The 15,371-nt window shown below is 47.0% G+C and carries 13 protein-coding genes; 9 read left to right on the top strand and 4 right to left on the bottom strand.

Features of this window, described 5'->3' with window-relative positions:
• The first annotated feature begins 63 nt into the window (after nucleotides 1–63).
• Nucleotides 64–570 (top strand): YwhD family protein, encoded by a 507-nt coding sequence (locus PWYN_RS11100; protein ID WP_036651446.1) that lies wholly within the window; start codon nucleotides 64–66, stop codon nucleotides 568–570.
• Between the two features lie 124 nt (nucleotides 571–694).
• Here PWYN_RS11100 and PWYN_RS11095 read toward each other — a convergent pair whose 3' ends face one another.
• The 3 genes from PWYN_RS11095 to PWYN_RS11085 form a co-directional block, all read right to left on the bottom strand.
• Complete coding sequence (locus PWYN_RS11095) at nucleotides 695–1,153, bottom strand: AbrB/MazE/SpoVT family DNA-binding domain-containing protein (protein ID WP_036651443.1); 459 nt, start codon at nucleotides 1,151–1,153, stop codon at nucleotides 695–697.
• Between the two features lie 217 nt (nucleotides 1,154–1,370).
• Entirely contained in the window at nucleotides 1,371–2,000 is a 630-nt protein-coding gene (locus tag PWYN_RS11090; protein ID WP_276203421.1) for a DNA-3-methyladenine glycosylase, read from the bottom strand.
• 140 nt (nucleotides 2,001–2,140) lie between these two features.
• The gene (locus tag PWYN_RS11085; protein ID WP_036651437.1) at nucleotides 2,141–4,207 is read right to left on the bottom strand and encodes a transglycosylase domain-containing protein; all 2,067 of its coding nucleotides are present in this window, start codon (nucleotides 4,205–4,207) and stop codon (nucleotides 2,141–2,143) included.
• 331 nt (nucleotides 4,208–4,538) lie between these two features.
• Between PWYN_RS11085 and PWYN_RS11075 the strand changes: the two genes are divergently transcribed.
• Together PWYN_RS11075 and argS are read left to right on the top strand one after the other, a co-directional pair.
• Nucleotides 4,539–4,982 carry a YwiB family protein gene (locus tag PWYN_RS11075; protein WP_036651433.1) on the top strand — a complete coding sequence of 148 codons (444 nt, stop codon included), beginning with the start codon at nucleotides 4,539–4,541 and terminating at the stop codon, nucleotides 4,980–4,982.
• Nucleotides 4,979–6,664 (top strand): arginine--tRNA ligase, encoded by a 1,686-nt coding sequence (argS, locus tag PWYN_RS11070; RefSeq protein ID WP_036651431.1) that lies wholly within the window; start codon nucleotides 4,979–4,981, stop codon nucleotides 6,662–6,664. The genes PWYN_RS11075 and argS overlap by 4 nt, the downstream gene beginning before the upstream one ends.
• A gap of 50 nt (nucleotides 6,665–6,714) precedes the next feature.
• Here argS and PWYN_RS11065 read toward each other — a convergent pair whose 3' ends face one another.
• A complete protein-coding gene (locus PWYN_RS11065) occupies nucleotides 6,715–7,893 on the bottom strand; it encodes a S8 family peptidase (protein ID WP_036651429.1) in 1,179 nt (392 codons plus the stop codon).
• A gap of 422 nt (nucleotides 7,894–8,315) precedes the next feature.
• Here PWYN_RS11065 and rpoE point away from each other — a divergent pair, with 422 nt between their 5' ends.
• From rpoE to rho, 6 genes are all read left to right on the top strand, one after another.
• A complete protein-coding gene (gene rpoE, locus PWYN_RS11060) occupies nucleotides 8,316–8,870 on the top strand; it encodes a DNA-directed RNA polymerase subunit delta (RefSeq protein WP_036651425.1) in 555 nt (184 codons plus the stop codon).
• 219 nt (nucleotides 8,871–9,089) lie between these two features.
• Nucleotides 9,090–10,697: a CTP synthase gene (locus PWYN_RS11055; RefSeq protein WP_036651422.1), complete on the top strand. Its 1,608-nt coding sequence runs from the start codon at nucleotides 9,090–9,092 to the stop codon at nucleotides 10,695–10,697.
• Nucleotides 10,698–10,900: 203 nt separating this feature from the next.
• Nucleotides 10,901–11,284: a response regulator gene (locus PWYN_RS11050; RefSeq protein ID WP_036651419.1), complete on the top strand. Its 384-nt coding sequence runs from the start codon at nucleotides 10,901–10,903 to the stop codon at nucleotides 11,282–11,284.
• Between the two features lie 241 nt (nucleotides 11,285–11,525).
• Nucleotides 11,526–12,380, top strand: coding sequence for a class II fructose-1,6-bisphosphate aldolase (fba, locus tag PWYN_RS11045; RefSeq protein ID WP_036651415.1), 855 nt, complete (start codon nucleotides 11,526–11,528; stop codon nucleotides 12,378–12,380).
• 222 nt (nucleotides 12,381–12,602) lie between these two features.
• Nucleotides 12,603–13,856, top strand: a complete 1,254-nt coding sequence (locus PWYN_RS11040; protein ID WP_036651413.1) for a UDP-N-acetylglucosamine 1-carboxyvinyltransferase — start codon at nucleotides 12,603–12,605, stop codon at nucleotides 13,854–13,856.
• Between the two features lie 160 nt (nucleotides 13,857–14,016).
• Complete coding sequence (gene rho, locus PWYN_RS11035; RefSeq protein WP_036651410.1) at nucleotides 14,017–15,369, top strand: transcription termination factor Rho; 1,353 nt, start codon at nucleotides 14,017–14,019, stop codon at nucleotides 15,367–15,369.
• The last annotated feature ends 2 nt before the right edge of the window (nucleotides 15,370–15,371 follow it).

Here is a 15,371-nt window from a genome sequence, read left to right as displayed (position 1 = left end):
ATGTTTGCATTCGCTGTATTATTAGCTAAAATTAAATTATTCGCAGGAGAAGGGACGTGCAGCATGGATAACGTACAGCCGGAGGGCAAAAAGCAGATTGCTTTGAATATTGTGAACGCCAAGAGCAAACATAAAGGGTTCGGAGCAGGCTCTATTGATCTGAACAATGTATCGCCTGTTATTATCGATGGTGGCGAGGCAGTAATAGATATTGGTGCTATGCACGCCAAGAGTAAGGTAGAGAAGGGCATTAAGTTCTCAACGAATCGCGAAGATGTTCCTGCAGGCAGACAAGTGTGGCTTGTATGGGTAGCTGTAGATCGCACAGTGGAAGGCCAGTTCTATGCCGGATTGACTGCTTGTGAAATGTGGATAGATACAGAGGCACGGCGGGGCTGGAAGATTCTTGCCGATCATGTGAATAAGCTCGATGCTTCCTTGAAGCGGAAGGTAATTGTAGAGGGTTTGGGCCATGTGGAGAAGGCCGCGCTGCAATCTCTGCTTATAGCTCATAATGCAGAATGGTGGGCAGCTTCACCTCAAGAGCTGAAAGCAGCACTTTCAGACTAAAGAAATAGTGAAAAGTAGTATCTGTATCATAGGGTACTGTTAAATAAAACATAGAAAGGCTACGCTCTCCTGATGAAGGAAGAGCGTAGCCTTTTTTAACATACGAGTAGATCATCCTATAATATTAAAGGTTAAGCCTTCTTTTAAGCTGGCTTACTCTTGCCTGGCTGATGCCGAGCTTATCGGCAATCTCTTTTTGATTTGCATGAGGATAATCTTTTATGGCCTGCTCCAGCAGAACCTTCATCTCTTCGGTTCGGGCTCTTTTCTTCCTATTGGCCTCGTAGGCAGGTTCTCCTGCGTTAGGAGGCGGTGCAGAATCCTCTAAATGACGCTCTGGAAGACTCAACTCACTCAGACAATGGCTGCAAATAAACTGATCTTTGTAGTAAGAGACATTATCCAGACTTCTGCAAAACGTACATTCGGTCGATGTGTACTTTCTTAGTACAATAATGCTCTCATCCAGAACAAAAAACTCTATAGGATCCCCAATGTCAATATTGCGTGTCATGCGGATTTCAACGGGAACCACAATTCGTCCAAGACTGTCTAAACTCCGGATCATGCCTGTATCCTTCATTCCATGTCCCTCATTTAATCTTAAGATTTGGTGGTCGTAAATGATTATACAGTAAATGTAATTTAAGGTATAGGAGAAAGCGCATACATATTTAGAATTTCCATGGTATTCTACCAAGCATAGAAAACCTCTCCAGCATAAGTTCCAGCGAGAGAGGTTTATTAGGGTTCTCTATTTTTATACCCAATTATTAAGATCCGAAACCACAAAGTGGAATTTAAGTCCATGTAAAAACCTGTTCATTTTTCTCTTTTACAGAAAGGTAGGGGTTGTCTTTAATATAGAAACGCCAGGGCTGAATAGCATATTCTTCGGCATAAGGAATGTTGATGCGGGGTGCCTGCACAATATCAAGAGTTGCAGGATCGTCACCTTGTTCAAGCCATAGCGACCCTCCAGGAGCATCAAGACGTGTGCCGTTAAGACTCTTATCTATTCTTAGTGCCCGACAGAGCTTACCCGGCCCACCGGACAAGTCAGAAGCTCTCTTAATCTTGATATTACGATTAACGGCCATATATTCTGCATCAGCGGGACTGAGCGGCTGTACCGCCCGAATGAGCACCGCATGGGGATTATCCTGCTCAGCGGTCACCACATTAAGGCAGTAATGTATCCCGTAAATTAAATAGATGTACGCTGCACCACCAGCGTTGAACATAATCTCTGTGCGGGTTGTGCGTCGGCCTCCGTAAGCGTGACTCCCCTTATCCTCAATCCCGCCATAGCTTTCGGTTTCTACGATACGGCAAACGATGTCTCCCTCTTCTGTACGGCGGATTAAATGCTGCCCTAACAGACGCGGGGCGGCTTCAAGAGCGGTATAGTTATAGAATGATTGGGGCAGCGGCAGGTTGGGGTTAGCAGATCTTTTACGGGATGGTTGTCGGCATTCATGGCAGTCTCCCCCTCGTTCATGAGTATAAGATGACCCACTCGTGGGTTGGTCTCATGGTATCCCACGGCAGACGCGATTGGCAACAAAGACTAGTTCAGCCACCAGCGTTTAATATCATCCCAGAGGGAACCATCCTCCTTGGTGGGATCGATAGGTGTAGTAGAGCCTTCTCCCTCGGAGTTTGGGCTGTCACTTCCATGCTGATCACAATATTCAGTGGGTTCTGTGCCGCTGATAAAGGTATCCAGCTCCTTTGTAGGGCAGCCGGATGTGGCTAATTTGCCGGACTCAGGATTGATATATACACTGACAACACCGTCAGGAATGGGGAAAATTTTAGGCGGTACATTCTCAAGTGCCTTTTCAGTAAACTGCGCAAAAATAGGAGCCGCCCGCCGCCCATCAGCCGTAGTTATATTGCGCCCCTTATCGTAGCCAACCCACACTGCAGTGGAAAGTTCAGGGGTGAAGCCCACCATCCATGCATCGGTGTCGGTCGTTCCAGTTTTACCGGCTACAGGGCGTTTAATAATGGGAGCTACTCGGTTCCCGGTACCCCCTGCTTCAAATACACCTTCCATTAATCGAGTCAATACATAGGCTGCTGCCGGCTCCACCACAGTCTTACCCTGTGGACTAGGGGCTTCATAGAGAGTATCGCCTCTGGCATCAGTAACTTTCAGGATTACAGTGAGGGGTGTCTGGATTCCCCCGCCTCCAATCACCGCAAAGGCTGAGGCCATCTCCAGCGGGCTGACCGGTGAAGTGCCAAGGGCAAGAGAAGGTACACTTTGGAGCGGGCTGACTATGCCCATTTTAGCAGCCATTTCAGCTACCTTATCCGCCCCTACCTTCATAATCGTATTTACAGCATATATATTATCCGAGGCTGCTATCGCCTGGCGCATATTAATCTCTCCAAGATACTTGTCCCCAAAGTTGCGGGGCTGATAGGTCTTTCGGTTGTTATCATAATGAAAAAGCGTCGGCTGACTGTTGAATACGGATAGGCCGGTCATTGTCTTGGTGGATAAAGCGGTCAAGTACATAATCGGCTTAAAAGACGAGCCGGGCTGACGTGTCGAAGAAAGTGCATGATTAAACTGATTCGTCCGGTAGTTTTTACCCCCAACCATAGCCTTTAGATAGCCATTCCGAGGATCGACGGATACCAGCGCGGTTTCAAGCTCCCCATCCCCATCCATTTCTTTCTCTACTGCGGTTTCTGCTGCACGTTGCATATCTTGATCTAGCGTTGTATATACGTTTAGTCCGCCCTGATCCAGCTCATCGTTGGTGATATGGAGAAGATTCGTAGTAAGGCCACGGACATAGTCGCGAAAATAAGGTGCAGTAACTAGGGTGTCCTTCTTTCCCTGAGGCTTCAAGTTCAGCGTCTCCATTGAGGCCTGTTCTGCTTCACTTTTTGTGATTTCCCCTAGCTCAGCCATGACTGATAAAATAATTCGTTGGCGCTTTTTGGCGTTGTCCAAATGGCTGTAAGGAGAATAATAGGTGGGGCCCTTCGGAATACCGGCCAGCATAGCACTTTCAGCCAGATTCAAATCAGCAGCCGATTTGCCAAAGTACATCTGGGATGCCGCCTCGATCCCGTAGGCACCGTGACCGTAATAGATTTCATTAAGATACATGCGGAGAATTTCATCCTTACTGTATTTCATCTCTAGCTGCAGTGTATAGACTGCTTCCTTAGCTTTCCGGGTCCACGTTTTCTCATGAGAGAGATAGAGATTCCGTGCTAGCTGTTGGGTTAGCGTACTAGCTCCCTGTGTGCGGCTTCCGTTTTCAAGATTAACCAGTACGGCACGACCCATGCCCTTAAGATCGAATCCGGAGTGATCATAAAATTTCCGATCCTCTACAGCTAGTGTTGCCTGGATAACTAGCGGAGAGATATCTTTGAGATCTACCGGCTCCCGACTTCTCCCATCCGGGGAAAAGGTGGCTAGAACGTTGCCTCTGGAGTCTAACAGCTTGGAGCGGATATCGTCCGAGGCAGGCGGAAGCTCTTTTTGATACAAGTACCCCAGCAAGCCCCCCGCTGCCAGCAGGAATAGAACAATTAAGGTAGCCAGCAGTCGGAGTATCCGCGGGAAGCGGCGTTTAGGTAAGGGTGAATTTGAATGACGCGTCATGGCACCATGCTCCTTTTCTCGCTTTTCAAAACGGACAATGAATGGTATGAACCTGCAGAAGCCGGGCTGTCTTTTCTACTTTCATTATGGGGAAGGAAGGGTCGGGATATTCAATCAGACATTAAGTTCGCTTTCGAAAAGCAGGAAAAATCAACAATAAGAATTGAATTGCTCGCATGAACTGGATATAGTAGTACAATGGAAAGCGAATACGCCCTTGCTCAAAAATATACTTGTATCCGTATATTTTTCCGAGAGACGGATGCAGCCTTGTAAGGATGGTGCAGCCGTTTCTTCTTGTGCAGAGGCTTGCAGAATTGAGGAGCATAGTATGCCTGAATTATCGTCTGACAAATATAGCGTCTCCGTTTCGCTCGTAAGCCTTCATGAAGGCGAATCAAGTGTTCTGAACGTTTCCGGGGAAGCTATAGCCAAGCAATCCCAGTTGTTTATCCGGTATGTTGAACCGGGGCAGGGACCACAGGGAGATGACGTTTCTATTCGAACAACCCTAAAGATAGCAGGTAATGAGCTGAAGATTATCCGACATGGTGGTGTAGAATCTGAGCAGAGCTTTCAAGAAGGGCGGCGTTTGCCGGGATTTTACCGTTCTCCCTATACCCAGTTTAATCTTGCCACTGAAACCCGGGAGCTTGATATTACACGTGATGGACGTTCCCTGAAGGTATCCCTGGATTATGATCTGTACGTTTACGAAGAGTTATCTGGAAAGTTCGCTATTAGTTTGCATATACAGGAGGAACCAAAATCATGACAAAGATTCAAAATCCGTTAGAGCTAATTAATGAACGGGTGAAAGAGGCTATTGCCGATGCAGTAATTGCTGCCGGTCTGGTCACACGCGAAGAGCTCCCAGCGATTACACTGGAAGTCCCTAAGGATAAGGCCCATGGAGACCTGGCAACAAATGCTGCCATGCAGCTAACCAAGATTGCCAAGCGTAATCCGCGCCAGATTGCCGAGGCCATTGTAGAACATTTGGATTCAAGCCATGCTGTAATTGAAAAAGCGGAGATTGCCGGGCCGGGTTTCATTAACTTCACATTGTCCAAGCATTATCTGTATCCTGTCATCAGCCTTGTGGCCGAACAGGGAGAAGATTATGGCCGTATCAACATAGGACAAGGGCAAAAGGTAGAAGTGGAATTTGTAAGTGCTAACCCTACAGGCAGTCTGCATTTGGGACATGCCCGCGGTGCGGCGGTGGGTGATGCCCTGTGTAACGTACTGGATTTTGCCGGATATAAGGTTAGCCGCGAATATTACATTAATGATGCGGGCAACCAAGTGGCTAATCTGTGCAGATCCATTGAGACGCGTTATTTGCAGGAGCTTGGTCAACCGGCTGAAATGCCTGAAGATGGATACCATGGCGAGGATATTAAAGGCTTTGCGAGAGAACTCGTACTTGAAAAGGGTGATTCCCTGCTAGCTATGACTCCGGGAGACCGTGCTGCTTTCTTCCGCACCTACGGACTGGAGAAAGAACTCGACAAAATCAAACGTGATTTGGGTCGATTCCGTGTTTCCTTTGATATCTGGTTCAGCGAAACTTCGCTTTACGAAAATGGAGAAGTATTGAACTCGCTGGACGAACTGCGTCAACGCGGAGAAGTGTATGAACAAGAAGGTGCCACTTGGCTGCAGACCACTAAATACGGCGACGACAAGGACCGCGTACTCATCAAGAATGACGGCACTTACACTTACCTTACGCCGGATATTGCTTATCACAGCGACAAATACGGCCGCGGCTACGATAAAATGATTAATATATGGGGTGCAGATCACCACGGCTATATCCCGCGGATGAAGGCAGCCATGTCTGCACTGGGCAACGACCCTGACAAGCTGGTTGTGCTGATTGCCCAAATGGTAAGCCTGTTTCAGGACGGCGAAAAGGTTAAAATGTCCAAACGTACCGGCAAAGCGGTAACGATGGAAGAGTTAATGGAAGAGGTCGGAATTGACGCCATCCGTTACTTCTTTACGATGCGGAGCATGGACTCTCATCTTGACTTTGACATGGACCTTGCCATTTCAACATCCAATGAGAACCCGGTATTCTATGTACAATACGCGCATGCGCGTATTTGCAGCATATTCCGTCAGGCTGAGGAGCAAGGCATAACCCTGCCGGACTTATCTCAGGTAGATTACACCAAGCTGACAGCAGTTCATGAATATGATTTGCTTCGCAAAATCGGGGAGCTTCCATCCGAGATTGCCGTTGCGGCAGAGGGTTATGCTCCGCACCGCTTGGTTCGTTATGTTTATGATTTGGCTGCGCTCTTCCACAGCTATTACAAAGCAGAGCGTGTCATTACTGAGGATGGTGCCCAGACATTAGCCCGTTTGGCATTGCTTGGCGCAACGCGTACAACGATTGCCAATGTACTGCGTCTGATTGCTGTAACTTCACCGGACAAGATGTAAGCGGCTGTTAAATCAGCAGCTAACCTAGCCACCAAAGCCTCCGCCCCCCGTTAACGGGGGGCGGATTTTGCTTTGAGCGGTTTCGGTTGGCTTCGCGACCCTGCCCGCAGCAAGCGTAGCGCGTCCGCTGCTCCGCCTCCCAGCGTAGCGCGACGCTGCCCTTTGCGCAGCCGCACTGGGGAGGCGGTGCGCCGCAGGAGCAGCTTCAGCTCCCGTGGCGTGAGGCCTGGTCGCAGGGCGAGCAGCAGAGCGGCGGCTCCCGTCACATGGGAGGTCGCCATGGATGTGCCGCTCATCTCTTTATACCCTTCCCTCAGCCAGCAGGAAGGAACGCCCTCGCCAGGCCCGTATACGTCAATATACGGGCCGCGATTACTGAAGCCGGCGACCTGGCGCTTTTTGTCGACAGCGCCTACGGCGATGGCTTCAGAATAACGGGCGGGGTAATCACCGCCCCGTTTACCGTCATTGCCGGATGAGGCGATGATGGCAATCCCTGCATGATAGGCTTTAAGAACAACATTATGCAGGGCTTTGCTTCTGGTTTTCATCCCGAAGCTCATATTGATAAGGTCAATTCTATTTTGAACACACCAGTCGATACCAAGTACGATATCGGAGACATATGCTGAGCCGGTATGGTCAAACGCTTTGACAGGATACAGAAGGGACCGTGGAGCCACGCCCATCATCCCTCGGGAGCCGCCGGCGGCCGCCAGTGTACCGGCAATATGGGTGCCGTGTCCGTTGTCATCGAGCGGCAGCATCCCCCGATGCAGCAGGTTTATACCTGATGCCAACGAGTGCCGTAAATCCGGATGGCGGTAATCAGCACCGGTATCAATAACACCGATTTTGACATGAACACCTGTTGATTTCGACCAGGCCTGCGGAGCATGAATCGCTTTCACCCCCCAAGGCATGACCGTTCCAGTCTTCTCACCAGAAAGGGTGTGGATTTGCATTCTTAAATCCTCTTCGATACTTATAGTGTCTGAGAATTTTCGAATCAGCTTTTCAGCTCCTGCAGCAGGTACAAAAAAAGCCCGGATCATCGGGGATATTTGTACCCTTCGGAGCTCTGGTTGTTTTGTTTTTAAGGATTTCCACTTTGATAGTGCTGCGGCATACTCACGGGCATCATAAAAAGTAACGATGCGCCGCTCTCCACGTTTGGGGGCAACTGACAGCTCCTCCAGAAGACTTTGCCAGAATCCGTAATAATCCATGTTTTTCGCCGTCCCCTCCTTGGTGCCGTGTGCCATATTGTATGAATGAAGAGGAGGAGACGAATGGGAACTTGCCCTTTTTTATCGAAATAGGCACCCCATCGTGTCAAAAGACAGCGGAACACATAAAATAAACAGAAGAGATCGATACTCTCTTTGCAATCCCGTAAGGAGCCGATCCTTGGCGTGGATACAGTCATGTGCGGAGGATTTTCCTCCGCCTTTTTCACGTTGCGGGGTGTTGAATACCGGATCAAGCCGTTCTGTTCTTTACAACACGATAACCGTTGACCATGTACAGTCCTTTACTTATTGCTTTTGACTTGCAATTTGTAGCCAAATAGGTTTTACTTAGGTTTGTTAATGGATATATTGAATTAAAATGTAGTAAAGTGAACATTGTGTGAGAGGAAGTGTCCTTAGTGAGTACGCCACTCAATTTAAAGCTTGAACCGGAGAAACTTAAAGAAATGCCGATGGTGGATCTGGCTTTTCTGGTGCTCAAGGCGGCAAATACGCCGTATTATTACCGTGATTTGATGGTCGAGGTGGCCAAGCTGCGCGGTATGACTGAAGAACAAACTAACAATACTATCGCCCAGCTATATACCGAGATTAACATTGACGGGCGTTTTGCCTGTGTCGGCACCAACCTATGGGGATTGAAACGCTGGTATCCTCTGGAACGCTCTGACGATCCAGTTGGTAACTCTAAACGTCCGCGTATTATCAACGATGAAGATGACGATTTAGAAGATGACGACTTTGCTGAAGAAGAAGAGAATTACGCTGCTGAAGAAGAGGATTTCGATGTGATCGATGACGATCGTGACGACCTCTATTCTGACGACGACAGCGAAGAGGAAGTTGACGAAGATGTCGTTATTGATGATGAAGACATTGACGGAGACGGAGACGATGAGGAAGATTCGGACGAAGGCGTCGATGAGAATGCCGAAGACGAGGACCACCTATAATTAAAGTAGTTTTCCAATGGCATAATTCTGCCCTTGACAGAGGGAAAGCGTCAGAGTAAACTATTGCATGGGCTTATGATGATGGTTAATATTTTTTTCTAACAATAAAAAGTGCCCCGGGTCTACGGGTGTCACTTTTTTGTTTTTTTAAATGGCATTTAGCCGCGGTTTTCTCAAACGTCGCCTGAATTTCTGGAACTTTATTAGGAGGGTTTTACAGTGACAAAGTATATTTTTGTAACGGGTGGCGTTGTGTCTTCTCTTGGCAAAGGCATCACTGCCGCTTCTTTGGGCAGGTTGCTTAAGAACAGAGGTTTAAAGGTGACGATTCAAAAATTCGATCCGTATCTTAATGTTGACCCCGGAACGATGAGTCCTTATCAGCATGGAGAAGTATTTGTGACAGACGATGGTGCCGAGACCGATCTTGATCTTGGTCACTATGAGCGGTTCATTGACATCAATTTGTCAAAAAGCAATAACGTAACAACAGGTAAAATTTACTCATCCGTAATCAGCAAAGAAAGACGCGGTGAATATTTGGGCGGGACTGTTCAGGTCATCCCTCATATTACCAATGAGATTAAGGAGCGCGTATTCCGTGCTGGACGCGAAACCAGCTCTGACGTCGTGATTACTGAAATCGGCGGAACCGTTGGCGATATAGAGAGTCTTCCGTTCCTGGAAGCTATTCGCCAAATCAAGAGTGACATTGGTCGCGAGAATGTGATGTACATCCATGTTACCTTGATTCCTTATATCAAGGCTGCAGGTGAAGTTAAGACCAAACCTACCCAGCACAGTGTTAAAGAGCTTCGCAGCATCGGTATTCAACCCAATGTCATTGTTTGCCGTACAGAGCATGAGTTGTCTGCCGACATGAAGGCGAAAATTGCCCTTTTCTGCGATATTGACGCTAATGCGGTAGTGGAATGCCGTGACGCTGCTACCTTGTATGAGGTACCGCTGAACCTGCGTGATGAGGGATTGGACGAGATTGTCGTCAATCATCTGAAGCTTACCACTCCAGCACCGGATATGCGGGAATGGGAAAGTATGCTGGAACGCATCCAAAAGCTTGAAAAAACAGTTGAGATTGCAATTGTCGGTAAGTACGTAGCCCTGCATGATGCCTACCTGAGTGTAGTGGAATCTTTATCTCACGCCGGCTTCGCCTCTAATGCCGAGGTCAAACTCCGTTGGGTGAATGCTGAGGAAATTACCGATGAGAATGTAGATGAGATGCTGCGCGGTATCGGCGGTATTCTGGTTCCTGGAGGCTTTGGTGACCGGGGGATTGAAGGTAAAATCTCAGCGATTCGTTATGCGCGTGAGAAGTCTATACCATTCTTTGGGATTTGCCTGGGTATGCAGGTATCCGTTATTGAATATGCTCGTTCTATTGTGGGTCTTGAAGGTGCGAACAGCTCCGAGATTGATCCGACTACATCGTATCCTGTAATCGATCTGCTTCCAGAGCAGAAAGATATTGAAGATATGGGTGGGACGATGCGTTTAGGATTGTATCCTTGCAAACTCTTGCCTGACTCCTTAGCTATGGAGTGTTATGCAGACGAGCTTGTATACGAACGTCACCGTCACCGTTATGAGTTCAATAATGCATACCGTGACGAAATCGAAAAAGCAGGCCTGGTTATTTCGGGGACTTCCCCGGACGGACGTTTGGTGGAAATTGTTGAGCTGCCGGGTCATCCGTGGTTCTTGTCCGTACAATTCCATCCAGAATTTACTTCCCGTCCTAACCGTCCACAGCCTTTGTTCCGTGAATTCGTCAAGGCTTCGCTGACACATTCCGAACAATTGTAATTTTTTAGAACAACTCCTAATACTGCACCTTGAAGAGCTTCCTTTTGGAGGCTCTTTTTATTTATGCAATTTTATCCAAATAGGAGGAATATGCATACAAATCACGAATTATAGTTCTGATATGGATTTAATTGCCGAAGAGCCGTTAGCTGTTGGGAGCGCGGTGCAATCAATTTACCGTAAATTTCTAGGGGGTTTAGCGTATGAAAAAGAAAGTGTTGATTGTTGATGACCAAAACGGAATTCGCATTCTACTTATGGAAGTGTTCAACAGTGAGGGATACACAACTTTCCAAGCAGCTAACGGTAAATTGGCATTAGAGATTATGCGTACAGAATCACCTGACCTGGTTCTTCTTGATATGAAGATTCCCGGAATGGACGGGCTGGAGATCTTGAAGCATCTGAAGGAAATTGATCCTGCTATTAAAGTCATCATGATGACTGCCTACGGTGAGCTCGATATGATTAAGGAAGCGACAAACTTAGGGGCCCTTATGCATTTCACCAAACCTTTTGATATCGATGAAATGCGGGTAGCTGTTAATATGCATCTCTATGCCAAGCAGGCTGATCAGTGCAGCTAAGTCAGGATTCTGCGAATTAATGAAATAGACTTCCGATTTAATCCTCCTACTTGTTAACAGACTTAGGGGGATTTGCATTGATACAGGCCGGTTTCGGAGGGGGCTGGGTAAATAACGTCCCACCGGGACATTTTTTTGCTGACCCTATTTAGTATTTGAGACAGGATGTGTTATAATAATCCTGTATGTGATGTCGGCTTAAAAATAGAATTAACCCAACATTCTTAGGAGGATTGAAACCATGCCATTAGTATCTATGACAGACATGTTAAAAAAAGCACTTGAAGGAAAATATGCGGTAGGTCAGTACAACATCAACAACTTGGAGTGGACACAAGCGATTCTTGGTGCAGCAGAAGAAGAGAAGTCACCAGTAATTCTTGGAGTTTCTGAAGGAGCAGCACGTCACATGGGCGGCTTCAACACTGTTGTAAAGATGGTAGAAGGCCTTATTGAAGATATGAAAATAACTGTTCCAGTTGCTATTCACTTGGATCACGGTTCAAGCTTTGACAAATGTAAAGCTGCAATTGACGCTGGATTTACATCTGTAATGATCGACGGCTCCCACCACCCAATCGAAGAGAACATTGATATGACTAAAAAAGTCGTTGAATATGCTCATGCTAAAGGCGTTTCTGTTGAAGCCGAAGTAGGTACTGTTGGTGGACAAGAAGACGACGTAATCGGCGGCATCATGTATGCTGATCTGGAAGAGTGCGTACGTATCGTAAAAGAAACCGGCATCGACACCCTGGCTCCAGCACTTGGTTCCGTACACGGACCTTACCTGGGAGAGCCTAACTTGGGCTTCGCAGAAATGGAAGAAATTCGTGACGCTACTAACATTCCAATGGTTCTTCACGGCGGTACAGGAATCCCAACTCATGACATCAAAAAAGCAATCTCCCTGGGTACTTCCAAAATCAACGTAAACACTGAGAACCAAATCGTGTTTGCAAAAGCTGTTCGCGAAGTTCTTGCTGCAAAACCGGATGCTTATGACCCACGTGTATTCATCGTACCAGGTCGTGAAGCGATCAAACAAACCGTTATTGGTAAAATTCGTGAGTTTGGTTCTAACAACCAAGCGTAATAGATTTTACTCAGTTTCACATTAATCCTAGTGAACATACTCACAGGATACATACACAGAACTGTCTGTATGCACAGGAAACGTCCTTTAACTCAGTCTAATTAAATAGTATCATTTGGAAAGCACACCGCCTAGACGGTGTCTTTCCATTTTCATCACCAAAAAAGCCACAGCACGTATTGTTGATCAGTTGCAATACACGTAGGGGGAACCAGATAATATATGGAAAAATTAATGATTGACGGTGGACGTCCACTGCAGGGTGTTGTAACCATTAGCGGAGCAAAGAATAGTGCGATCGCGCTTATTCCTGCGGCGATTTTAGCCGAATCTGAAGTTATTCTGGATAATTTGCCAAACCTTAGCGATGTTGCCGTCTATTCCGAGATCCTTGAAGAGTTAGGCGCAAGTGTATCCTGGTCAGGCAGCCAGATGAGAATTGATCCCTCACGTATTTTATCGATTCCTATGCCCAACGGGCCCGTCAAGAAACTTCGGGCTTCTTATTATATGATGGGGGCACTACTAGGAAGATTCAAGGAAGCAACCATAGGTCTTCCCGGCGGCTGTAACTTTGAGCCCCGTCCGATCGACCAGCACATCAAGGGATTTGAAGCGCTGGGTGCTACAGTTACCAATGAACATGGATCAATCCACCTTTATGCCAAAGAACTGCGCGGTGCGAAGATTTATTTGGACGTATCCAGCGTAGGTGCCACTATTAACATTATGCTGGCTGCTTCACGGGCCAAAGGCTCTACAATTATTGAAAATGCGGCTAAAGAGCCTGAGATTATAGATGTAGCTACCCTATTAAACTCTATGGGCGCTGTTATTAAGGGCGCCGGTACTGAAACTATCCGAATCGAGGGTGTCACGGAGATGCACGGTTGCCGTCACTCTATTATTCCTGACCGGATTCAAGCTGGAACATATATGATTGCCGCTGCAGCGACACGCGGTGACGTGGTTATAGATAACGTAATTCCTAAGCATTTGGAAGCATTAACGGCAAAGCTGCTTGAGATGGGTGTGGGCATCGAAGAACTGGACGAGAGCATTCGTGTAATCGGTAAGGCTCGATATGAACATGTCGACGTTAAAGCCCTAATTTATCCAGGATTCCCCACCGACTTGCAATCCCCTATGACAAGCTTGCTAACTCAGGCGGAAGGTGTTAGTGTACTAAGTGATTTTGTCTACAGTAGCCGCTTTAAGCATGTACCTGAATTAGTACGTATGGGCGCTAAGATCCGTGTTGAGGGCCGGTCTGCGATCATTGAGGGCAATAAGCTTAATGCTGCAAAAGTTAAAGCTACTGATTTGCGGGCTGGCGCGGCGCTTGTTATTGCCGGGTTGACAGTTGAGGATGGTATTACCGAGGTAACGGGTGTGGAATATATTGATCGTGGTTATGACAACTTGGTCATTAATCTTCGTCAGCTAGGCGCTGAAGTATGGCGTGAGAACGAATAAAATTCGTATACCCTGTTAGAGAGGAGGAGTTTATTTGCATACTTACTGCATATCTCCTTCTTTTTTGGGTAATCCTATCCTAATGAGGATTTTACTGGACTCTTAATATGTATTGATTGCTAGATGAACTCATATAAAAAATTGAATAGGTGGTTATTACATGGATCTTCAAATTTCCGATTTGGAAGTAATGAAGCTGACCGATCTGTATACGCTGGCTAAAAAATACCAGATTCCCTACTACGGCCAGATGAAGAAGCGGGAACTGATCTTTGCGATCCTAAGGGCCCAAGCGGAGCAAAGTGGGCTTATGTTTATGGAAGGTGTATTGGAAATTCTACCTGAAGGGTATGGTTTTCTAAGACCGATTAACTATTTGCCCAGTGCTGAAGATATCTACATCTCAGCCTCTCAAATTCGTAAGTTTGATCTCAGAAGCGGAGATCTTGTCTCCGGGAAATGCCGGACACCCAAAGAAAATGAACGATATTTTGGACTATTACAGGTCAATGCCGTAAATGGCGAGAATCCTGCCACTGCAGCGGAACGTCTCCATTTCCCAGCACTAACACCTCTTTATCCGCAAATTAAGCTGCCGCTCGAAACATCCCCTACCCATTTATCTACTCGAATAATGGATTTACTTGCTCCTGTAGGTCTGGGGCAGCGCGGTTTAATTGTAGCACCTCCCAAAGCGGGAAAAACGCTCCTTCTGAAAGAAATTGCCAACAGTATCTCCATTAATAATCCTGAGATTGAATTGTTCGTGCTTCTTATAGATGAACGTCCTGAAGAAGTAACGGATATGCAACGTTCTGTGAAGGGTGAAGTCGTGGCTTCCACCTTTGATGAGCTTCCTGAGAACCATATCAAAGTGGCCGAGCTCGTCTTACAACGCGCCCTTCGTCTAGTAGAGCATAAAAAGGATGTCGTAATCCTGCTTGATAGCATAACCCGTTTAGCCCGTGCTTATAATCTCGTGGTTCCGCCGTCTGGCCGTACACTAAGTGGTGGTATTGATCCGGCAGCTTTTCATCGGCCTAAACGTTTCTTTGGATCGGCTCGGAATGTTGAGGAAGGCGGAAGTCTGACAATTTTGGCAACTGCACTAATCGATACGGGTTCCCGTATGGACGATATTATCTATGAAGAGTTTAAAGGCACAGGAAACATGGAACTCCACTTGGATCGCAAACTGGCCGAACGCCGGATTTTCCCTGCTATAGATATTCGCCGCTCAGGTACGCGTCGTGAAGAGGTACTGCTTACTAAGGAAGAACTCGATACAATTTGGACTATTCGTAAAAATATGAATGAATCCTACGATTTTGTGGAAGGGTTTATCAAAAAGCTGCGTGACACCCAGACGAACGCTGAATTCTTGGCATCCTTTGATGTTGCCGGTTCCAAGGAATCTTCAAACGGAACCGCCAGCAATGGAGGAACCTCCAATAGCGGTGCGGCTGCACGACGGACTACACGACCAAAGACCCCATCTATACCGACAACTTAGAA

This window comes from Paenibacillus wynnii (assembly GCF_000757885.1).
Lineage (GTDB): Bacteria > Bacillota > Bacilli > Paenibacillales > Paenibacillaceae > Paenibacillus_AQ > Paenibacillus_AQ wynnii.
Note: the sequence above shows the minus strand (reverse complement) of the source record. Positions and strands in the feature narration are given on the sequence as shown.